The 21,617-nt window shown below is 62.7% G+C and carries 20 protein-coding genes and 1 pseudogene; 11 read left to right on the top strand and 10 right to left on the bottom strand.

The window, feature by feature from the left end:
* The coding region (locus tag F759_RS38430; RefSeq protein ID WP_036025152.1) for a succinate dehydrogenase at window positions 1–219 on the bottom strand (219 nt) is incomplete at its 3' end.
* A gap of 217 nt (window positions 220–436) precedes the next feature.
* Here F759_RS38430 and F759_RS0124270 point away from each other — a divergent pair.
* The 3 genes from F759_RS0124270 (at window position 437) to F759_RS0124280 (ending at window position 5,031) form a co-directional block, all read left to right on the top strand.
* Complete coding sequence (locus F759_RS0124270) at window positions 437–1,333, top strand: LysR family transcriptional regulator (RefSeq protein WP_027802150.1); 897 nt, start codon at window positions 437–439, stop codon at window positions 1,331–1,333.
* Between the two features lie 646 nt (window positions 1,334–1,979).
* On the top strand, window positions 1,980–3,707 hold the full coding sequence (locus tag F759_RS0124275; protein ID WP_027802151.1) for a methanol/ethanol family PQQ-dependent dehydrogenase: 1,728 nt from the start codon (window positions 1,980–1,982) through the stop codon (window positions 3,705–3,707).
* A gap of 91 nt (window positions 3,708–3,798) precedes the next feature.
* Window positions 3,799–5,031 carry a c-type cytochrome gene (locus F759_RS0124280; protein ID WP_027802152.1) on the top strand — a complete coding sequence of 411 codons (1,233 nt, stop codon included), beginning with the start codon at window positions 3,799–3,801 and terminating at the stop codon, window positions 5,029–5,031.
* 123 nt (window positions 5,032–5,154) lie between these two features.
* On the opposite strand, the pseudogene pqqD reads toward F759_RS0124280, so the two are convergent.
* The 3 genes and pseudogenes from pqqD to F759_RS0124290 all read right to left on the bottom strand — a co-directional run bounded on the left by pqqD (window position 5,155) and on the right by F759_RS0124290 (window position 7,899).
* Window positions 5,155–5,435, bottom strand: a pseudogene (gene pqqD, locus F759_RS41180) (pyrroloquinoline quinone biosynthesis peptide chaperone PqqD).
* 135 nt (window positions 5,436–5,570) lie between these two features.
* Entirely contained in the window at window positions 5,571–5,645 is a 75-nt protein-coding gene (pqqA, locus tag F759_RS41185; RefSeq protein ID WP_033379411.1) for a pyrroloquinoline quinone precursor peptide PqqA, read from the bottom strand.
* 280 nt (window positions 5,646–5,925) lie between these two features.
* Entirely contained in the window at window positions 5,926–7,899 is a 1,974-nt protein-coding gene (locus tag F759_RS0124290; protein WP_027802153.1) for a sigma-54-dependent Fis family transcriptional regulator, read from the bottom strand.
* Window positions 7,900–8,222: 323 nt separating this feature from the next.
* Here F759_RS0124290 and F759_RS0124295 point away from each other — a divergent pair, with 323 nt between their 5' ends.
* Entirely contained in the window at window positions 8,223–8,669 is a 447-nt protein-coding gene (locus F759_RS0124295) for a YeeE/YedE family protein (RefSeq protein ID WP_027802154.1), read from the top strand.
* 1 nt (window position 8,670) lies between these two features.
* Window positions 8,671–9,102, top strand: a complete 432-nt coding sequence (locus F759_RS0124300; protein WP_027802155.1) for a YeeE/YedE family protein — start codon at window positions 8,671–8,673, stop codon at window positions 9,100–9,102.
* A gap of 9 nt (window positions 9,103–9,111) precedes the next feature.
* On the opposite strand, the gene F759_RS0124305 is transcribed toward F759_RS0124300, so the two are convergent.
* Together F759_RS0124305 and F759_RS38435 are read right to left on the bottom strand one after the other, a co-directional pair.
* On the bottom strand, window positions 9,112–9,435 hold the full coding sequence (locus F759_RS0124305) for a VOC family protein (RefSeq protein ID WP_027802156.1): 324 nt from the start codon (window positions 9,433–9,435) through the stop codon (window positions 9,112–9,114).
* A gap of 284 nt (window positions 9,436–9,719) precedes the next feature.
* Window positions 9,720–10,649, bottom strand: a complete 930-nt coding sequence (locus F759_RS38435) for a LysR substrate-binding domain-containing protein (protein ID WP_051377435.1) — start codon at window positions 10,647–10,649, stop codon at window positions 9,720–9,722.
* 141 nt (window positions 10,650–10,790) lie between these two features.
* On the opposite strand from F759_RS38435, the gene F759_RS0124315 reads away from it, so the two are divergent.
* Window positions 10,791–11,441 (top strand): FMN-dependent NADH-azoreductase, encoded by a 651-nt coding sequence (locus F759_RS0124315; RefSeq protein WP_027802157.1) that lies wholly within the window; start codon window positions 10,791–10,793, stop codon window positions 11,439–11,441.
* Between the two features lie 287 nt (window positions 11,442–11,728).
* The gene (locus F759_RS0124320) at window positions 11,729–13,825 is read left to right on the top strand and encodes a TonB-dependent receptor (RefSeq protein WP_027802158.1); all 2,097 of its coding nucleotides are present in this window, start codon (window positions 11,729–11,731) and stop codon (window positions 13,823–13,825) included.
* Window positions 13,826–13,839: 14 nt separating this feature from the next.
* Here F759_RS0124320 and F759_RS0124325 read toward each other — a convergent pair whose 3' ends face one another.
* From F759_RS0124325 to F759_RS0124345, 4 genes are all read right to left on the bottom strand, one after another.
* Window positions 13,840–14,043 carry a CsbD family protein gene (locus F759_RS0124325; protein WP_027802159.1) on the bottom strand — a complete coding sequence of 68 codons (204 nt, stop codon included), beginning with the start codon at window positions 14,041–14,043 and terminating at the stop codon, window positions 13,840–13,842.
* A gap of 86 nt (window positions 14,044–14,129) precedes the next feature.
* Entirely contained in the window at window positions 14,130–14,366 is a 237-nt protein-coding gene (locus F759_RS0124330) for a hypothetical protein (protein WP_027802160.1), read from the bottom strand.
* Between the two features lie 5 nt (window positions 14,367–14,371).
* On the bottom strand, window positions 14,372–14,548 hold the full coding sequence (locus tag F759_RS43410) for a hypothetical protein (protein WP_167334040.1): 177 nt from the start codon (window positions 14,546–14,548) through the stop codon (window positions 14,372–14,374).
* Window positions 14,549–14,879: 331 nt separating this feature from the next.
* Window positions 14,880–15,611 (bottom strand): IclR family transcriptional regulator, encoded by a 732-nt coding sequence (locus F759_RS0124345; RefSeq protein ID WP_027802162.1) that lies wholly within the window; start codon window positions 15,609–15,611, stop codon window positions 14,880–14,882.
* Between the two features lie 161 nt (window positions 15,612–15,772).
* Here F759_RS0124345 and F759_RS0124350 point away from each other — a divergent pair, with 161 nt between their 5' ends.
* The 4 genes from F759_RS0124350 to F759_RS0124365 all read left to right on the top strand — a co-directional run bounded on the left by F759_RS0124350 (window position 15,773) and on the right by F759_RS0124365 (window position 21,614).
* The gene (locus F759_RS0124350; protein ID WP_027802163.1) at window positions 15,773–16,657 is read left to right on the top strand and encodes an aldo/keto reductase; all 885 of its coding nucleotides are present in this window, start codon (window positions 15,773–15,775) and stop codon (window positions 16,655–16,657) included.
* Window positions 16,654–18,078 (top strand): aminotransferase, encoded by a 1,425-nt coding sequence (locus F759_RS0124355; RefSeq protein ID WP_407668548.1) that lies wholly within the window; start codon window positions 16,654–16,656, stop codon window positions 18,076–18,078. Before F759_RS0124350 ends, F759_RS0124355 begins: the two co-directional genes overlap by 4 nt.
* A gap of 118 nt (window positions 18,079–18,196) precedes the next feature.
* Complete coding sequence (locus F759_RS0124360; RefSeq protein WP_027802165.1) at window positions 18,197–19,531, top strand: NAD(P)/FAD-dependent oxidoreductase; 1,335 nt, start codon at window positions 18,197–18,199, stop codon at window positions 19,529–19,531.
* A 43-nt stretch (window positions 19,532–19,574) separates the two neighbouring features.
* Window positions 19,575–21,614 (top strand): hydantoinase/oxoprolinase family protein, encoded by a 2,040-nt coding sequence (locus F759_RS0124365; protein WP_027802166.1) that lies wholly within the window; start codon window positions 19,575–19,577, stop codon window positions 21,612–21,614.
* Window positions 21,615–21,617: the final 3 nt, after the last annotated feature.

A 21,617-nucleotide genomic window follows, 5' to 3' on the forward strand; every position in this document is an offset into this window, starting at 1 on the left:
GTTGGAGAGAAAGCCCTTGAAGACCTCGAAGCTCAGTTCGGAAGTCAGGCTCTGGTCGAAGAGGTACAGCAGGAACGGAAGAAAAACAAACAGCAGACCCCCGCTCAGGCGATGCAGGATCGACACGCGCCCTGCCAGCGGCAGGCGATACGCCGTCAATATCTGCCCGATACCGATGTTCCGGAATTCCGGCCTCGGTTTTTTTAATGTGTCAGCCACAGTAGACCCCTTCACCTTATTAGATAAACACAACGGCGCAGCGCCACGCGCCCTAATCGGCGCGGCTCGTCCTGTCTTCATCGTCTATCGATGAAAGGCTGTGCATTGCGGGAAGACTTATAGGACGCGGACTGCGCGATGGGGATATTTTGTCGCACCGCTGATATACTGTCCAATATCTATCGCGTCTTACTGAAATAGTTTTTTCAGATATCAGATGGAACTGCGTCACATTCGCTATTTTCTTGCGGTCGCCGAAGAGCGCAACGTCACGCGCGCGGCCGAAAGGCTCGGCATCGGCCAGCCGCCGCTCAGTCAGCAAATCCACGCTCTCGAAGATGAAATGGGCGTGCGGCTTTTTCGCCGCACGGGTCACGGCGTGGTGTTGACGGAGGCAGGCGAGGCATTCGCCGCGGACGCGAAGCGCATCCTGTACGACACGCGGCTCGCGGTCGAAAAAGCGCAGAGCGCCGGGCGTGGCGAAATCGGGCAGCTCAATATCGGCTTTACGGGGTCGGCTGCGTTCAATCCTGTCGTGTCCAAGCTGATTCGCGGCTACCGGCAGGACTATCCGAACGTCACGCTCACGCTTGCCGAAGGCAACACGGCGCAACTGCTCGCCTACCTCGGCGACGGCCGCGTGGACGTCGCCTTCGTGCGTCTCGGCAGCCAGTCGCCGGCGGGCGTGCAGTTCCATCACATCGCAATCGAGCCGATGAGGATCGTATTGCCGGCAACGCACCGTCTCGCGAAGAAACGCAAGATCGCGCTGTCCGCATTAGCTGAAGACCCGTTTGTGATGCTTCCGCGAGAGGCGAGCCCCACGCTGCACGACGTCATTGTCGGCGCATGTCGCGAGGCCGGTTTCGAGCCGATCGCCGGACAGCAGGCGCCGCAGCTTTCGTCGGTGGTGAATCTGGTGGCGGCGGAGTTCGGCGTTTCGCTCGTGCCCGCTTCCGTGTGTCAGATTCAGGTCGAAGGCGTTGCTTATACCGACGTGCTCGGCAACGCCATTTCGATCCGCCTCGCGCTGGCCTCGCGTATCGAGGCAGCGCCGCCGAAGACGGCGAACTTTTTGCAGAAGGCGTTCGCGTTGGCTTCGTCGATTACGTGAAGCGGTCGGGGCGCGGCTCAGCTCCTGCTCGGCGGAGGAAACTGCTAGCTGTCGTCGAGCGAAGTCTTGCGGTACTTTGCCGAGGCGGCTGTCGTCGCCGGCCGTCAGGTTCGCGAAGAACAATGTTGCGGCGCTGTCTTTTTTAGCAACACATCGACGATCCATTGCGTCAGCGTGCAACAACTCCAGTTGCGTTGCGAAGCGCGCTTATTCCTGTCGCTAGTCCCCGTCTTTCCAGCCTGGCGCGTCTTGCGCCGAAGCGCTGCCGCAATGGCATGCGACTTGCCTTGAACGGCTCGCAGCGAGACTGCGTTCCCGGACGATGGCGTCGCCGCACGGCTTCCCGTCGATAACTCAACAGCAACAATGTGGCATGGGACCGGAGTGACTGCTTTGCATGAACTCTGGTCGACCGCAGCAAGCTGCATGGGATCGGAGTAGCGCGCTGAAGCGCGAACTCTGGTCGACCGCAGCAAGCTGCATGGGACCGGAGTAACGCGCTGAAGCGCGAGCTCTGGTCGACCGCAACAAATTGCATGGGACCAGAGTAACGCGCTAAAGCGCGAACTCTGGTCGACCGCAACAAGTTGCATGGGACCAGAGTAACGCGCTAAAGCGCGAACTCTGGTCGACACAGGAGACAAGGATGAAAGCACGTTCAAGTTCGGCAACGCGGCCGAGAGCACTTGCGATAAGCGTCGCCGCGGCCGTCAGTCTGTTATGCGGATCGGCCGCCGTGGCCGACGACTATCCAGCCGTCACCTACGAACGTCTGACAGCCGCGCAAAGCGATCCCGGCTGGCTGACGTACTACCGCACCTACAACGGTCAGGCCCACTCGCCGCTCAAGCAGATCGATACGTCGAATGTGAAGCAGCTCAAGCAGGTCTGGAGCTACAAGTTTCCAGCAGAGTTGCAACAGGGCTTCGAAGCGACGCCGATCGTCAATGGCCGTTATCTGTTCGTGACCACGCCGAAAGACAACGTCTATGCGTTCGATGCGGCAAGCGGCAAACAACTGTGGAAGTTCGAGCCGAAGCTCGGCGCGGAGTCGTTCAAGACGGCATGTTGCGACGTGATCAACCGCGGCGTCGCGCTGTACGGCAAGAACGTTTATGTGGCGATGTTGAACGGCGACGTCGTCGCGCTCGATGCGCAAACAGGCTCGCTGGCCTGGCGCAAGGCGATGTTCGAGCCCGGGCTCGGCTACGCGTTTTCGCTTGCGCCGCTTGCGCTCGACGGTGCGCTAGTAGTCGGCAGCGCAGGCGGCGAATATGGTGCGCGCGGCTTCATCGCGGCATTGAATCCGGACAACGGCAACGTGCTGTGGAAGCGGTTCACCGTACCCGCGGCTGGAGAGAAGGGCGGCGACACTTGGCCCGACGGCATGCAGGAGCATGGCGGCGCACCCGCCTGGCTGACAGGCACGTATGACGCCGCATCGGAAACACTGTACTGGGGCGTCGGCAATCCCGGACCGTGGCTTGCCGATCTTCGGCCGGGAGACAACCTGTACTCGGACTCGCTGCTCGCGCTCGATCCGAAAACCGGCGATCTCAAATGGCACTACCAGTACACCAAACACGACACCTGGGACTATGACGGCGTCAACACGCCGGTGCTCGCGAACATCAAGTATCAGGACAAGGACTACGACGCGATCCTCCACGCGGACCGCAATGGCTTCTTCCACGCAATCGACCGCGGCACCGGCAAGCTGATCTACGCCAAGCCCTTCGTCAAGGCCACTTCGGTCACTGGCTATACAGCCGACGGCGCCCCGATTCAGGACGCGTCGAAATACCCGAAGACCGGCACGACGATCGAAACCTGTCCGAGCTTCCTCGGCGGCAAGAACTGGTGGTCGGTTTCATACGATCCCGACAAGCACATCGCGATCGTTCCCGCGCTGCATGCGTGCATGTCGCTGTCCGGCAAATCCGTGACTTACATGGAAGGGCTGCCGTACCTCGGCGAAGGTTTCGAGATCAAGCCGGAGCCAGGCAGCAAGGGCTACGGAGAACTACAGGCGATCGACGTCAGCACCGGCAAGAAACTCTGGAGTCACTGGAGCAAGCTGCCGTGGAACGGCGGCGTGGCCACGACCGCGGGCGGCCTTGCGTTTAGCGGCTCGCTGGACGGCCATCTGTATGCGTTCGATTCGGCGACCGGCAAGGTGTTATGGAAGAGCCCGAAGCTCGCAAGCGGAATCGTCGCGCAGCCGTCGGTGTTTGAAGTGGACGGCAAGGAATACGTCGCGATTCTCGCTGGCTACGGCGGCGCTAATCCGATCTGGGGCGGCCCGATGGCGAAGGCCGCGGAGAAAATTCCACGCGGCGGCACGCTCTACGTGTTTGCACTCAACCACGGCTGATGTTCATGCGGCCGCCGCGAGCCGACTGCTCGACGTGCATTCGCGTGAGCAGGCAGGCCGCGGCGGCCCGGCCCTTCCCGGAAGCAAGATCATGAAGACTCGACTCAATTTCTTTGCCCTTTCCAGTATGTTGCTGGCCACCGGCGCGTTGATGCCCGGCCATGCCCGCGCCGGTGTGCGCGTTTGCACGTTCCCCGGCAGTCCGTCGACCGTACTCGACCAAACGGTTGCGCGCGAAGCGTTTCGTACGGCGGGCATTGCGCTGTCGCTCGCGCCTGGCGGCTTTCCCAGCAGCGACGACGACGGCGTGTCGCTAAACGAACTCGACAAGGCGCTCGCGCGCAAGTGCGACGTGATTGCCGGCTTTCCGCGCTCCGCGGTCGCGGACGGCTCCGGCAGCAAGCTCACATTTTCGCGGGCCTACCTGCACTCGGGCTATGTGAGCGTGACCATGCATAAGTCGGCCGCGCAGGCAGGCAGTGCCGAGATCGTTGCAGCAACTTATGCAAGCCCCGCGCAGTTGATCGCCGTGCAGCAGCCCAACGTCAAGCTCGACCTGGAGAACACAGCAGAGCTTACCGTCGATGCCGTTGCAAGCGGGCATGCGCAGCGTGCAATCGTCTGGTACCCGGCTGTTGTCGCTTATATGAAAACGCATCCGGAGCGGCACTTCAATATCGCTCAAGCCGCTTCCGCGTATGCAGACTGGCATCTGACATTCGCGTTCGGCAAGAACGGCGCGGCGTTGCAGCCGCGTATCGACGCCGCGTTGCTCAAGATGGAATCCGACGGCAGGCTCGCGGCGTTGACGCGCGGCTGGACGCTCCCTCACACGGCGCAGGCGAGTGTGCCGGACGCAGCAGCGTTCGCCTATCGCGACGGCCCTGGTCGTGCCGATACGCCGTGGCAAATGACGCGGGCCCGCGGCGGCCGGATTCAACACGGCGCTTTCATCAAGGTCGATGCGATCGTGTCGGCGGACGCGCCCGGCTTCGATCGGGCGCAGGTGGCGCACGGCAAGACGTTGTACTCCAGCGCCTGCGCAAAGTGCCACGGCCCCGATCTGCAAGGACTGAATGCGCCCGCGTTGCGCGGCCCGTCGTTCGCGCCGGCGGCGAACGCGAAGCTGACGATCGGCGGTGTGTACGGATACATGGCGAATAACATGCCGGCGGATCGTCCCGGCAAGATGAAGCCGCAGGACTACGCGGACATCATGGCGTTTCTGCTGTATTCCAACGGCTATAGCGCGGGAAAGAGCAAGCTGACGGACGACAATGCGAGATCATCGTCGAGACCGCTGAATGCGGGTACTTCGCAATAGCTGCGTGGTTGCCTTGAATGCCTTCGTTGCATCGCTTGCAACGACAAATGCGCGCGGCGATTCCTTACTATTTGCGCGGAATCTCCAGGCGTGCCCGCACGTGTGCAAGACGCGCGGCGCGCGTCAATCGATCCACCCGCGTCGTCGCGCATATTGGATGAAACGATAGATGTCCGTGCAAGATCCGACGCGTTGAACGTGTGCTCGAGCTCGCCGATGATGTCGTCGAGTTCGCGCGTGCCGTCGCAGCGGCGCAGAATTTCTCCCGCGCTCGGATTGAGCTTTACTAGCCCTTCGGGACACAACAGCACGTAGCTATCCTGAGCAACGTCCCATTGCAGACGAAAGAGCAGGCGCGGATTCGGCCGCGGGTCCGCGCAGCGTTCGGGAACTGAAGCGTTCATACCAGACACGCCTTTTCGATCGATTGCGGCAGGCCGCCGTACGCATCCGAAGCGAGAACGCTGACTTTCATAAGTGATGCCGTTGACGCCGCCGCGAGTCGTGCATCGCGACTACGGCGGCGCTTTGTCGTTGCTTCAGCGAGTGGCGATATACATCGTGATTTCAAAACCAAAACGCAGGTCGGTATAGGCGGGGGTAGTCCACTGCATGGCTGTCTCCTTGGATACTTCATGTGATTGAAAAACCGCATCCTGTGATGCGGTCATGTGCAGAACGCAAGCTCTATGCCGAGCCTCTCAACCCATGCTTTGTGCCTAACCGGAGTGAAAGCAAATCGGCGCGCCTAGAAAAAAGCGTGACTGCCGACGAATGCGAGTCACGTCGAGCCGATGCGCCGCATTGCGCGCGCCCCCGATGACCGCGCGTTGTTCAATTGCAGAACAGCGGTGTTGCACAACGGAGCAGCGCAGTGCAGGGCTCCGGCGCGATTTACGCGGCGTCTTCGCTATTGTTCGCGCCCTGCGCCGGCAGCTTGCGATAGATCGTATTGCGCGAGATGCCAAGCGTGCGCGCCGCCGCCGACACGTTGCCGCCATGCTGCGCGACTGCGTGGGCGATCACGCTGGTGGCAACGTCGTGAAGCCGACCGCAGGGCAGCGGCGGCGCATCGGCGGCGCGCGTGGTCGTTGACCCGACAGCGCGTAAATCGTCGAAGAAGTCATCGGGTAAGTGCTCGCGCCGGATTTCACCGTCGGCATCCACCATGACGGCCGCCGTGCGCAGCAGATTGCCGAGTTGCCGGAAGTTGCCTGGCCATGCGCATTGCTCGAACAGCTTCATCACTTCGTCCGCGACGCTAAGCGGCTGGCCACCGGCGTTCTCGACCGACGCGCAATGCAACATCTTCTGAATCACCGCGGACAGATCGGTGCGCTCGCGCAACGGCGGCAACTTCACCACCAGTCCATTGAGCCGGTAATACAAATCCTCGCGAAAGCGGTTCTGCGCGATCATTGCGCGCAGATCGCGATGGGTCGCGCAAATGATTGACACATCGACCGGAATCGATTTTGCGGACCCGAGCGGATTCACCAGACGCTCCTGCAGCACACGCAATAGCCGCACTTGCAACGGATAGGGCATGTCGCCGATTTCGTCGAGAAAGAGCGTGCCACCGTCGGCCTGCAGCAGTTTGCCGACGGCGCCCTTGCGCCGCGCGCCGGTGAAGGCGCCTTCTTCATAGCCGAACAGTTCTGATTCGATCAATGTTTCCGGTATCGACGCGCAGTTCACCGCAACGAACGGCGCGGCACGGCGCGGCGAATCGTTGTGGATCGCCTGGGCGAGCAGTTCCTTGCCGGTGCCCGTTTCGCCGGTGATCAGAATCGGGATGTTCTTGCCGATCACCTTGCGGACCTTCGCGATTACCGCTGCGACTTGCGGGTCGCCGGTGTGGAGATAGCTCAACCTCGAAAGGGAATTCGCGGACGCAGCCGACTGCTCGCCGCGCTGCGCGGGCGGGGTCTCGGCGCGCGCAGGCGGCACAGTGGAGTCGTCGGCGAGCGCGGTGCGCCGGAACTGGACATGCGCGCAGACCACTGCGCCGTTGCTCAGATTCAGCGACAGATGGCGGTCGCGGTGAGTGCGCACACGGTCCATCAACTGCGCACTGGTGAGTCCGAATAGCGACGACAGCGTGTGCGCGCGCAATCCGGCAAGCGGCAGACCCAACTGGAACTGCGCGCTGCGATTGGCGGACAGGAAACGGCCGTCGCAGGTGAACGCCGCGATGCCCTCCATCAAGGTGCCCAGAAATTCAGGGCGGCCATGAAAAGCGATCTGCAACGTCTCGCGAAAGGTATTCGCAAACAGATGATTCTCGATCATCTGCACGGACATTTTTGCGAGCGCCATCGTGTGCTCGTGGTAGCTGCGGTGATCGCCGCTGACGTCGAGCACGCCGATGACGTCGCCGTACGGATCGAGGATCGGCACGCTCGAGCAGGTCAGAAACCGGTTAGCCGCCAGATAGTGCTGCTGGCCATGGACGACGATCGCACTGCGCTCGGCAAGCGCCGTGCCGATTGCATTGGTGCCTTGCCGGTCTTCGGCCCAGTTTGCGCCCGGACGCAACGCGACTTTTTCGGCGCGCCGCAGAAAATCGTCGTCGCCGATCGAATGCAGGATCAGGCCTTCCGCGTCGGTCAGGACGATCACGTTCTGTGTGTTCACAATCTGCTCATGCAGCGTTTCCATGACCGGCGTTGCGTGCGCGCACAGAACGCGGTTCTGCTCCAGTTTCAGTGCGAGCTCGGCGGCGGGCAGCACGTCGTAGTCAGGCCGCATCGACGCGTTCAGACCGAAGACTTCCGAGCGTGCGTGGGACTTCTGAATCGACGGCGTGAGCCAGCATGTCTCGCGAGCGGCGATTGGCGTTACAGCGTGATAAGTGTCGTCGCGCATTGTCTCCTCCTGTTGGTCCCCGGTCGTTTTGCCGGGGTCGTGCCGGTGCGGGACGATGCAAATACTGCGCCAGACCGCATCGACACGGGTGTCCGCGCGATGCTGCAACCGATTTCGCTCGCATTGCGCGATCGTTCCTGGCGCGATGAGTCCTTCTTCCGAGCGACGCACGCTAACCGGAACAGCCTGCGCCGTTCCCACCTCTAGTCGCAACGTTTGACGGCCGCCATTTGAGGCATGATGTGCGTGGCAGATGCTGCGAACGGTCCTTCCGTCACGCGGTGCTCCATGACCGATTTCGTGGCTGATAAAAGGGAGGCGCCATGTCGATCGATTTAACGAGCTTCACACCCGGCTGGTCGCTGGCCGGCGGCCTTGCGATCGGCGCTGCGGCGGCCGTGCTCCTTCTTTTCAATGGACGGATCGCCGGTATCAGCGGCATTCTCGGCGGTTTGCTGAACGCGTTGCTCGGCTCGCAGCGCGGGGACATGGGCTGGCGCGCCGCTTTTCTGGTGGGGCTCGTCGCCGCCCCTGTATTGGCGAGCTTGCTGGGTCAATCGATGGCGCCGGATATCCGGGCCAGCTGGGGCAAACTGCTCGCAGCAGGCTTTCTAGTTGGTATCGGCACGCGCTACGCGAGCGGTTGCACGAGCGGGCACGGCGTCTGTGGAATCTCGCGCGGCTCGGTCCGTTCGCTCGCCGCTACTGGGACGTTCATGGCAAGCGGCTTCCTGACGGTTTTCGTCGTTCGACATTTGCTCGGTGGCTGACATGGCCCGACTCACTGCATTGCTTTCGGGGCTCCTGTTCGGTTGGGGGCTGATCGTCTCGGGCATGGCCAACCCTGCGAAGGTGCTCGCGTTTCTCGACCTCGCCGGAAGATGGGACCCGTCGCTCGCGTTTGTGATGGCCGGGGCGTTAGTCGTTGCGGGCGTTGCGTTTTCGCTGGCAAGACGTCGCGATAAATCGCTGCTGGGTTTGCCGATGCAGATTCCAGCTAACTCGATTGTGAGTCCGAGACTGCTTCTCGGCAGTGCCGTGTTTGGCATCGGCTGGGGGCTTGCCGGATTCTGCCCGGGCCCGGCGCTGATCGCATTGGGCGCGGGTTTTCCGAAGGCATGGGTGTTTGTCGCGGCGATGCTGGGCGGCATGGCCGCGTTCGAACTGCTCGAACGGGCGAAGCCGCGCCGGCAGCATGCGTGACGCATCTGTCTACGCGCTCGCTGGGCGCACGGCAATGCCATATGTGCTGACGATCCGCGCGTCCTGTTCCGCAGCTGAAAACCGCTCCCATTCGAGTCCGTTTACGTCGACGCTGCTCGAATAGGTTTCTGCGGCATCGTCTTCGAATCCGACGTGCCGCAGTTGGCCCGCCTGCTCGGGTTTCTCGTTGATCGAGAAGTTGAGCAGTTCGGTGCGCCACATCGCGTACTTGCCCGGCACGACAGCGGACGGCGGATGTCCGAGCCGGCGGCTGTATTCGGCAATCGATTCGTCCAGGCTCGCAACAGCGAGTGCAATGTGAAAACGCTTCATGATGGGCTCCGTGAGAGTCGCTCGTTTTGACGGCCCGCTCATCGTAACCACTGCGCGCTAGCGTAACTAGGCAAGCGTTTATGCTGGTATGTGCGTTACCCGTTTGCGTATGCTCGGCGCGGCGTTGCATGGGCTGCCGCTGCTTTCCAGGAATCGCAGCGCACGAATCGCGGGCTAGCGCGCTCATTGCGCGCATGGCAAGTTTCGTCATCGCCGCAACGAATGGAGCGTCCATTTCCACCCTTGAAGGATGGCCGAATGAATGTCGCGCCGCGAGCGCCTCGTCAGTCGCTGTTCGGCTTACTTTGCACTGCTTCGCGCGGCGAGGGTGTCGCGGCGCGCGGACGCGGCGCCTGTTCCGCGTGAACCTTGTGCGTGAATGCCTGCACGATCGCATTGCCTAGTTCATCGGCAATATGCGCGGATGAATTCCCTGCGGCGAACATTGTGAATTCGACGTCCGGCAGAGCCGGCAACCCAGCGTCCGGCGGGATCACGCGCAAGCCGTTCACGAGCTGCGTATGAACCATCGGCGTCACGGCGAAGCCGGCTTGCGCCGCGGCGCGCAGACCCGCGACGCTCGAAGCCACGAGCGCGATCCGGTATTCGACGCCGCCGCGCGCGAGGGCGGCGAGCGCAGCCTCGCGATACGGACACGGTTCCGGAAACAGCGCGAGCGGCACTGGGGCGCCGTGCGTCAGCGAAGCCCATTCCGCTCCCGCCCATACGAGAGGCTCGCGCCACAACACTTGCCCTGGCCGCGTGCCCTGGCAGCGGCCGCCGATCACCACGTCGAGCTCGCCCTGATCCATTGCGACGAGCAGATCGGCCGGAATACCGACGCGCACACTGAATGCGATCCGAGGGTAGCGCACAGCAAACGCCTGCATGACGTTCATCAGCCTGACGTTGGACAGATCTTCGGAAAGGCCGACGCGAACCTCGCCCTCGCTGGGACCGCGCGACAGTTGCGCCTGCGCATCAAGGTTGAGCGCGAGGATCGCGCGCGCGTAGCCGAGCAGCAACTCGCCGTCTGCGGTGAGCGCGACGGAGCGCGTGGTGCGCGCGAGCAGTTCGCGGCCGGTCTGGCTTTCCAGGCGCCGCACATGCGCGCTCACCGCGGACTGCGTCAGATTCAGACGGGCGGCAGCATGCGTGAAGCCGCCTTCCTTGACCACGGCCGCGAACGAGCGCAGCAGAACAGTATCGAACACGGCACGCTTCTCCTCTGATGCTGTAGCGCTCTGCCTTCAAGATTCAGTGCGATTGCGACTGAATAAGCTCACTATACTTCGTTTAAATTTCGTTCTGAAATATGTTGAGATTGCAGCACCCAACCCAAGTGGAGCAATCTCATGCCGACCCTGCTGCATATCGAATCGTCACCGCGTAAGAAGCGCTCTGCGTCGCTCGAAGTAGCGCGCGTTTATCTGGACACTTATTGGGAAGTTCATCCGGAGCCTCGAATCGACGCGCTGGATTTGTGGTCCACCGAGTTGCCGGAATTCGACGGCGATGCCCTCGATGCGAAATATGCCGACCTCAACGGCACGCCGTTCACCGAAGGGCAACAGAAAGCGTGGTCGCAAATACGGCAACTCGCACAGCGGTTGCACGACGCCGATACGCTGCTCTTCTCTGTGCCGCTGTGGAATTTCTCGATTCCATACAAGCTGAAGCACTTTATCGACGTCGTATCGCAACGAAACGTCCTGTTCTCTTTCGACGAGCGAGGGCTTAGCGGATTGCTCAAAGGCAAGAACGCGGTGGTGATTTACGCGCGCGGTCTCGACTATTCTTTCGACTCGATCACGCCCGCGCATTCCTTCGACTACCAGCGGCCGTTCATGGAAGCCTGGTTGCGGTTCGTGGGCGTTACGGAGGTCGAATCGATTGTCGTCGAGAAAACGCTGCTTGGGCCCGAGGTCGATCATGCGGCGAGACAGGCTGCGTGCGAGCGGGCCGTGGCGCTCGCGAGGGCGACGACCGGTTCGGCCGTCAGGTGAGCCATAGGGTCTGACGAGGCGCGTCGCTGGCGAATCCGGCGACGCTGCGCTCGCTGCATCGTCAATGCGAGAACGTAGCCGCCGCGCCATTGCTTTCATAACTTTACGCACGTAATGTTACGTTATATCATTCCGCCAACATTGGGCGGGATGAACCGTTTGTTGCCCGCGCAAGTGCGGTGGCGCCGTCCCTTCAGTGCGAGCCCGAGCCATACGCGCAGCTTGAGCAACGTTATAACGTTGTCGAAAGGCGCGGCCGGTATGAAAAGCGAATCTTCGAAAAGACTGTGAATAAAAACTTTCCACGCACTTGCACGCGCGCGCTTCGTCTGTCGCCGCTTCCGCTCACGCTGCTCGCCGCACTGGCTCACGCGCAGTCCGACAGTTCGAATCCGGCGCAACATTCAACGTCGCTGCCGGGCGGCGCGCTTGCGCCGGTTTTTGTCACCGCGAATCCGCTGGGCGATACGGACCTGATCGCGCCAGCAACCGCGCTGTACGGCGACGCGCTGACACGCCGCCAGGCCAACTCGCTCGGCGAGACGCTGAACGGTCTGCCCGGTGTGTCGACCACGACCTATGGCCCGATGGTAGGGCGCCCCATCATCCGCGGGATGGATGGTGACCGCATCCGCATTCTGCAGAACGGCGTCGCCGCGTGGGACGCGTCGTCGCTGTCGTACGATCATGCCGTTCCGCAGGAGCCGCTCACCATCGAGCGCGTCGAGATTGTGCGAGGGCCAGCGGCGTTGCTGTATGGCGGCAATGCGATAGGCGGCGTCGTGAACACAATCGACAACCGGATTCCGCGCGAGCCGATCACGGGGCTGACGGGCGCAGTGGATGCCAGCTATGGCGGCGCAAACGACGCGCGCGCCGGCGCAGCCCAGGTCGAAGGCGGCAACGGCCAGTTCGCATTTCACGTCGACGCGTTCGATCGCGAAACGAGCAAGGAGCGCATCCCCGGCTTCGCGCACTCGGATCGGCAGCGCGCGCTCGACGGTCCCGATACCGACGAAGCCCACGGCAGCATACCGAACAGCGATGGCCGCTGGCACGGCGGTGCGGCCGGTGGCGCCTACACGTGGGCCGACGGTTATGCGGGCCTGTCGTACAACGGCTATGAGGCGAACTACGGTTCGGTCGCCGAGAACGACGTGCGTCTGCGCATGCGCCAGGACCACGTTGCGTTCGCATCGGAAGTGCGCAATCTGCGCGGTCCGTTCTCGCAACTCAAGTTCGACTTCGGCTATACCGACTACGAGCACAAGGAAATCGACAACGGCGAGACCAGCACCACGTTCCGCAATCACGGTTACGAGGCGCGCATCGAGGCACGTCACCGGAAAATCGGCCCGTTCGAAGGCGTCATCGGTGTTCAACTAAGCCAAAACACCTTTTCGGCACTAGGCGACGAGGCGCTCGTGCCGACCACGCAGACGACCAACGTCGCGCTCTTCGGCCTTGAAGAATGGAACATGACCGATGCCTTCAAGCTGAGCGCCGGGGCGCGTTACGAGCATGTCAAGCAGCAGCCGACGGCGGCGGGCAACGACAGGTTTGCGAGCGCGAGCGACCGGGACTTCAATGCGTTCAGTGCATCGCTTGGCGCGTTATACAAGCTGACGCCGCTCTGGTCCGTCGCGGGCAACGTCGCCTACACAGAGCGCGCGCCTGCGCTATACGAACTGTATGCGAACGGTCCGCACGACGCGACAGGTCAGTACCTGATCGGCAATCCGGACGCGCAGAAGGAAAAGGCCGTGTCGACCGACCTGTCGCTGCGTTTTGCTAGCGGCCCGAACAAGGGCAGCGTCGGCGTGTTCTACAGCCGCTTCAAGAACTATCTCACCGAGTTCAACACAGGGCGGCTCGTGGACGGTGCCGATCAGGTCGTTGCGCCCGGCACCGACGATGCATTGAACGAAGCGGTGTATCGCGGCGTGCGTGCGGAGTTTTACGGCATCGAGCTTGACGGCAAGTGGCGCGTGTTCCAGAAGGGCGCGCATCAGGTGGATGTGGAACTCGTCGGCGACTACACGCATGCACGCAACATGGACAACGATCAACCGTTGCCGCGCATTTCGCCGTTGCGCGCGACGCTCGCCGTCGACTACGGCTATGGTCCGTTCGGCGCGCGTGCCGAAGTGCAGCACGCATGGGGGCAGCACCGCGTGCCCGAAGACGATCTGCCGACGGCGAGCTACACGAAGCTGGGCGTGCTCCTCACTTACAGATTCCACGCCGGCGCGACGAACTGGCTCGCCTACGTCCGCGGCGACAACCTGACGAATCAGGACATCCGCTACGCGAGCTCGGTGGTTCGGGACATCGCGCCCGAGGGCGGCCGAAGCGTGATGGTAGGACTGCGCACGAGCTTCTGAGCGCGGCAACGCATTCAAAGATTCGACGGGTTGCCCGGATCGGTCTTACCTTTTTCGGCGTTTTCGCGCTGATCGCCAAGGTCTTTACGGTTATCGCCTTCGGTGATCTGTGCTTCGCCTTCGAGCTTCTTTTCTTCGTTGCCGGTGATCGAGCCGATTCCCTTGTTGATCATGCCCTTCAGCTCTTCCTTGATGCCTTCGGTCTTGTCGCTGGCCATGAGTGCCTCCCACAGTTAAACGGACGATCGCGCGATGCCACCATCGCGCGCTCTTCGCATCGGCTGCAATCGGCATGCCGGTGCACTCACGGGCGGCGTTTTTTCCACGCGTAGTCGGCGGGAGGATCGGCGACGCCTGCAGGCCCCACCGAATTCGGGTTTTCCGAGCATAGCGTGACGAAACATATCGGTTCGCCGCGCGACTGACGGCGCCGCAAGATCTCTGTGAGTGACAGCGCCTCCGCCATCGCGCCCGCGGGAAACGAGGCGCAACGCGGGGCGATGGCGTCGTCTATCGTCTCCGACCAATAGACCATGAACACCGCGTTCACGGAGCAGGCGACTGGCTGCCGGGCGTACCCACGCCCGGTATGTCGCGCACTGGCTGCTGGTCCGGCTCGACGTCTGTTTCAGGGAGCGACTCCGGCGTGCGTGCGGGCGGCGTGCCGCGACCGACTTCGGACTGTTGTGGATCGGGTTTTTGAGGCGCAGGCGTTTCAGTCATCGGTGGCTCCTGTGCGTTGTTGCGATCGGACTGGATATCGTGCGCGCAGCATCGCTTGTGCCGACGACAGCGACGCGACCGCCATGCAGGAGCGCGTGCATCGTCGTACATCGACAGCGGGTGTCGTTCGATCATCGTGCAACGTCTACCGGAAAGCGCGTTGAGCGCGCGTCGCCGGTTATTACAACAGCTTGTAAATTGCGGCCGACGGCGTGCGCGAACAATTGCAGGCGACGTGCCGATGCCGCAAAAGGGGCGACAGCGCGCGGCTCCGGCACAATGGCGCGCCGCGAATCGCGCGTCGCGACACTGCGACACTGCGACCGCATGGCTACACGCTGATCGCAGCCGCAGCCTTTGCTACAGCCAGGCCCCACTCCTGGAGGCGCGCCGGGTCATAGCGCGATTCCGGCATCGAGATGCAGATACTCGCCGCGGGCGCGCCATCGGAATCGATGATCGGCGCGCCGATCGCGCACACCGCGTGACGGTACTGCGACAGATTCACCGAATAGCCGCGTTGCCGGATACGTTCGAGTTCGAGCCGTATCTCGGCGGGATCGCACGGCGTAGCGTCGCTGAACTTCGGCAGATCGCGGCTGAGAATTTCGTCGACGTCGGCTTCCTTCATGTAGGCGAGCACCGCAAGGCCCGTCGCGGTGGCGTGAAACGGACTCAAATCGCCGATTGGGCTGAATGTGCGCACGGTTTGCGTACAGTCCGCGCGATCGATGAGGACCATCGAGTTGGTGCTGTCCGGCACCGACAGATGAACTGTTTCGTTGGTGAGATCGCGCAACTCGCGCATCGGCTCGCGCGCGGCCGCATAGAGCGCACCGCCGCGCAACGCGGCCGGCCGCACGCCGAGAATGCGCGGCCCTACTTCCCAGCGCGTCAGATCGCCGCTCGTCTGACGAAGCCAGCCGGCCTCGTGGAAGGTCAATAACACGCGCTGCACGCTCGACTTCGGCATATCGAGCAGACGTGCCAGTACGCCCACGCTCACTGGCTGGTTCTGCGATACCGCCTCGAGAATTTCGAGGCTCTTCAACAAACTCTTCATGCAGGTCTCCGATGGAAGACGGCGACGGGCGAGCACGCGCCCACGCTGCACTTGCAACGCGAAAAAGCGCGTGTTACTTTTCGTGCATTGAATTTGGAACGCCGTGCCGTATTGTGGCACACCTTCATCGAGTTGCAAAGCACTGGAGAACGATCAAGGCAATGGGACTCTCTTTTCAACCGCTTGGCGCTTTGCCGGTTATCGAAGCCAATGGTGCGCGCATACCGAGAATCGGTCTCGGCACGTGGCGGTCCACTCACGACGAAGGCGTGCAAGCGGTACAAGCGGCGCTCGACGCGGGCTACCGCCATATCGACACGGCGGCGCGTTACGAGAACGAGCAGGCGGTCGGCCAGGCGCTCGCCGCGAGCGGTCTGTCGCGCGACGCAATATTCGTCACGACCAAGGTGTGGCACACGGAACTGCGCGCCGCGGATTTCAGACGTGCCGCCGAGGCCAGCGTCGCGCGGCTTGGGCTCGATCACGTCGATCTGTTGCTGGTGCATTGGCCCAACCCTGAAGTGCCGCTTGCGGAGACCATCGGCGCGCTCTGCGACGCGCAGCGCAGCGGCTTGACGCGGCATATCGGCGTATCGAACTTTCCAGCGGCGCTGCTCGATCGCGCAGTCGCGCTGGCCTCGGTTCCGCTGGTCGCCAATCAATGCGAATACCACCCGTACCTCGACCAGACCACAGTGCTCGACGCCTGTCGCCGGCATGGCATCGCGCTGATCGCACACACGCCGCTCGGCAGCGGCAAGCTGCTTGCCGATCCGGTCATCGCGGAGATCGCACGCGAACATAACCGCAAGCCCGCGCAGATCATCTTGCGCTGGCTCATGCAGCAGCCTGGCGTGGCGGCGATTCCGAAGTCGTCGAATCGGCTGCGCATCGGCGAAAACGTCGCGGTGTTCGATTTCGGACTCGATGCGAACTCGATGGCGCGCATCGCTGCGCTCGCTCACGACGACGGCCGCGTGAGCAAGCCGGCATGGCATCCGCAGTGGGACGCTCCTGCAAACTCTTCAGCGGCGCACAGGACATGAACCTTATCGACACCGCCATCGACCGGGCGATGACCGCACACGCCGAACTCACGCTCGAGACCGACCGGCGACATCTGATGCATCCTGGCACACACGCGTCCGATCATGCGTCGGGCCGGCTCGATGCGCGCCTCATGACGCGCGCGAAGGGCATCCGCATCGAGGATCACGCGGGGCGTTCATACATCGATGCATTCGCGGGACTTTACTGCGTGAACATCGGCTATGGACGGGAGGAAATGGCCGATGCCATCGCCGCCCAGACGCGTCAGCTGTCGTTCTATCACACGTATGCGGGCTTCTCGAACGACCCTGCTGTCGAACTGTCGCGGCGTCTGATCGAAGAGTGGGCGCCGGCTCGCATGAAGAAAGTGTTCTACGGCATGTCGGGCTCGGACGCCAACGAGACGCAAGTGAAGCTCGCCTGGTACTACAACAATGTGCTAGGACGGCCGCGCAAGAAGAAGATCATCGCGCGGCAACGCAGTTATCACGGCTCGGGCATCGCGACCGGCAGCCTCACAGGGCAGCCGAAATTCCACGCGGGTTTCGATCTGCCTATGCCGCAAGTGCTGCACACGGCTAGCCCCGACTTCTATCGCGACGCACGCCCCGACGCAAGCGAAGCGGAGTTCGTCGCGGATTGCGTCGAGCATCTTGAGCAACTGATTGCGCGGGAAGGCGCCGAAACAATTGCCGCATTTTTCGGCGAGCCGGTGATGGGCTCGGGCGGCATTGTCCCGCCGCCCGCGGGTTACTGGCCGGCTATTCAGGCGGTGCTCAGGCGTCACGACATCCTGTTCGCCGTCGATGAAGTGGTGTGCGGTTTCGGCCGCCTGGGTTCGCGCACGGGCAGCGAGCACTACGGTCTCGAGCCCGATCTGATGTCGGTGGCGAAAGGGCTGACGAGCGGGTATCTGCCTCTGTCCGGCGTGATCGTAGGCGAGCGCGTGTGGGATGTGATCGAGCGCGGGTCGCGCGAGCAGGGCGCGATGAACCACGGTTGGACCTACTCAGGCCACCCGGTATGCGCGGCGGCGGCGTTGACGAACCTCGACATCATCGAGCGCGAGCAGCTGGTGAGCCACGCGGCCGACGTGGGTGCTTATTTGCAGAGGCGCCTGCACGAGGAGTTCGACGCGCATCCGCTCGTCGGCAACGTCAGGGGCGTGGGCATGCTCGCCGCGCTCGAACTGATGGCCGACAAGACCGGGCGTCGCCCATTTCCAGTGGCGGCGAAGGCGAGCCAACGCGTGGCGCAGGCCGCGCTCGCGCGCGGTTTGATCGTGCGTGCGCTCGGCACGAACGACATTGTGGGGTTTGCGCCGCCGCTCGTTGCGACGCATGCCGACATCGACGAAATTGTCGCTATCGCACGCCATGCGCTCAACGATGTCGGCGACGCATTATCCGTGTCATGACGGGCGGGTCCGGCACGCAGATTCGCAGGAAGCTGCTGGCTTCATAAGTAGCCGTCGCACTCTCACGTCCTCGCTCGCCTGACGAGCGGGGCTGTCCAATTCAACAAGGGACTCGACCGTGTCCACGCGCAAGCAGGTTTTTTCTTCCGATTTCACCGACACGCCGTACTGGTGGAAAGACTGGCGTCCGCATGACGAACTGATGTCGGACGTGCCGCGCGAGGTAGACGTCGCGATTGTCGGCGCCGGCTATGCAGGCTTGTCGTGCGCGCTCGAACTCGCGAAACAGGGCCTTTGCGTGGCGGTTCTCGAAGCGGACGTGCCGGGCATCGGCGCGAGCACGCTGAGTGGTGGTCAGGTATCTGGAGGCGTAAATGTCGGCAAGGCGCCATCGGGGAAGAAGCTGGATACTTCGGTATCCGAAGAACGTCAGCGAACCTTGCTGAGCGAAGCATCCGTGTCGTACGAGGTGTTTGAAAACATTCTGCGCGACAACGCTATCGAATGCAGCTACGTGAAGGCAGGGCGCATCAATGCTATGTGGACCGACGCGCACATGGCCGCGTGGCGCAAGCGCATCGGCAATCTGAATGCCTACGCGCGTGCCGGTGCGCGCATACTTTCGCGCGACGAACTGCGCGGCGAACTGGCGAGCGACATCTATGCCGGCGGCGTTCTGCTCGAACGCGCGGGTCAGGTTCATCCGTCGATGATGTTCGCCGGATTGCTCGCCGCCGCGCGCGGCGCGGGCGTCACGGTATGCAGCCGCGCGCCGGTCGAAAATATCGCGCGAATCGGCGCGCAATACCGCGTGAAGACGTCGCGCGGCGTGCTCACAAGCCGGCACGTGGTGATCTGCACGAACGGCTACACAGGTTCGTCGATGCCTGATTTGCAGCGTCGTGTGGTGCCGGTCATATCGCATCAGATTGCCACCGAGGAATTGCCGGCCGACTTGCGCGCTTCGCTGATACCGAAGCGTCGCGGCATTTCCGAGACGCGGCGTGTCGTCAACTACTACCGCTATTCGCCGGATGGCAAACGCCTGCTGTTCGGTGGGCGCGCGCGCTTTTATAACCTCGACCGCCGCGAGTCGGCTGCGGTCCTGCACTCACAGATGGTCGAACGCTTTCCGCAGATGGCCGGCGTCAAGGTGGCGTACAGCTGGGGCGGCACAGTGGCGCTCACGCTCGACTTCCTTCCGCATCTTGGCCGCACCGCCGATGGCATCTACTACGCGCTCGGCTGCAACGGCAGTGGCGTCGTGATGATGACGTATCTCGGCTACAAGGTCGCGCGCCTGATCGTCGAAGGACAGGCACCGGAGACGAGCGCCTACGGCACGCCGATGGTCACGCATCCGCTCTATCGCGGAAAGCCGTGGTTCATGCCCGCGCTCGGCAGTTACTACCAGATTCGCGACGTCATCGACAAACGCAGGCAGCACGCTTGAGCCGCAACGGCGCATATCACTTCACACAGGCAGGGACACGACAATGGGCTTGAGAATCGGAGTCGATATCGGTGGGTCGTTCACCGACTTCGCGGTGCTGGATGAGGACACGCGGACCATCCGCACGCTAAAGGTGTTTTCACGTCCGGATAGCCCAGGCAGCGAAGTGCTCGCGGGCGTCGAGGGACTGCGCGAGCGCTACGGCATCGAGCCGCACGATGTGACGTATTTCACTCATGGCACCACGGTCGGCGTGAATGCGGTCGTGCAGCGTCGCGGGCTGAAGCTGGGTCTCATCACCACGCGCAACTTCGAGGACGTGCTCGACATCGCGCGTTTGAAGATTCCCGATATGTACCATCTGATGTCGCGCCGCCCAGCGCCGCTCATTCCGCGCGACCGTGTGTTCGGTGTGATCGGGCGTCTCGGTGCGGATGGCGTGGAAGAAACGCCTGTCGACGAACAAAGCGTACTCGCCGCCGCACGCGGCTTGCAAGCCGCGGGCTGTGAAGGCGCGGTCGTGTCGCTGCTTCACTCGTACCGCAATCCGGCGCACGAACAGCAGGTGAAGGCGATTATCGAAGCTGCATTGCCGGGCTTTTTCGTGTCGTGTTCGCACGAGGTCTGGCCGATCATCCGCGAATACGAGCGGACGGTGACGGCGACCATCGGCGGTTATGTGCAGCCGCGCGTGTCGAACTATTTGACGCAGTTGCAGGCGGCGCTGGCGGAAAGCGGTGTGAGCGCGGATCTCAAGGTCACCAAATCCAACGGCGGCGTGATGAGCGCCGAGCATGGCAAACAGAACTGCGTGCAGATGATCCTGTCCGGCACTGCGTCGGGTGTGATCGGGGCGGCATATCTCGCCAGGCTCTGCAACGTGAAAGATTGCATGAGTCTCGACATCGGCGGAACGACGGCGGATATCGCGCTGATCGTGGACGGCAAGCCGCAGTACGCAACCGGCGAATATATCGGTGAATTCCAGATTCATATTCCGTCTGTGTCCGTGTCGTCGGTCGGCGACGGCGGCGGCTCGATTGCCTGGGTCGATGAATTCGGCGTGCTAAAGGTCGGTCCCGAAAGCGCAGGATCGAGCCCAGGACCGGTTTGCTACGGACGCGGCGGCACGCGTCCCACCATCACCGATGCATTCGCCGTAATCGGCGTGCTCGGCAGCGCCGCGCTCGGCTACAACGCGGTGAAGGTGGATGTGGACGCATCGCGCCGGGCAATCGAGCCGCTCGCGCGGCGTCTCGGTCTCGATATCCATCAGACCGCGGCGGCCATTATCGAGGTTTCGATCTCGGGCATGTATGCAGGCGTGAGCCGGCTCAGCTCGCGCTTTGGCATCGACCCGCGCACTTTCGCGTTGATGCCGTTCGGCGGCGCCGGGCCGATGCTCGGCTGCTTTCTCGCGCGTGCCCTGAACGTGCGCAATCTGCTGGTGCCGACCACGCCGGGCGTGCTCAGCGCGCTCGGCGGCCTGATCGCTGACACAAAAAACGATTTTGTTCGGACGACGTATTATCCGCTCGACCATGCGTCGCTCGTCCTGCTGGCTGACGATCTCGCGCATCTTGAAGCCGATGCGCGTGCATGGGTGATTCGCGAGGCCGGCACCGATGCGAGCGCCGATATCGTCGTATCGGCTGATATGCGTTATCGCGGGCAGTCGTTCGAAATCGATACGCCGCTCCCGGCGGAAGCGATCACCGGCGGCGATATGGAAACGATCGCACAGGCATTTCATCGCGAACACGCGCGCCTGTTCGGGCACAGCGACGTGAGCTCGCCGATTCAGGTTGTGGCGCTGCGGCTCGTGATCACCGCGCCGACTCCCAAGCCTGCTCTGCCGCATATCGCCGTTGGCGAGGGCGCGCCGCGCGTCGAGTCGGAGATCGATGTCTATCTGGACGGAGCCTGGCGTCGCGTGCCGCTTTACCGCCGCTCCGCGCTGCTCGCGGGGCACCGCTTCGCCGGGCCGGCCATCGTCGCGCAGGACGACACCACGACATGCGTGCTGCCCGGCTTCGACGGACGCGTGGACGAATACGGCAACCTCTTTCTCGAAGCCGTCTGATTG

Source organism: Paraburkholderia dilworthii (genome assembly GCF_000472525.1).
Lineage (GTDB): Bacteria > Pseudomonadota > Gammaproteobacteria > Burkholderiales > Burkholderiaceae > Paraburkholderia > Paraburkholderia dilworthii.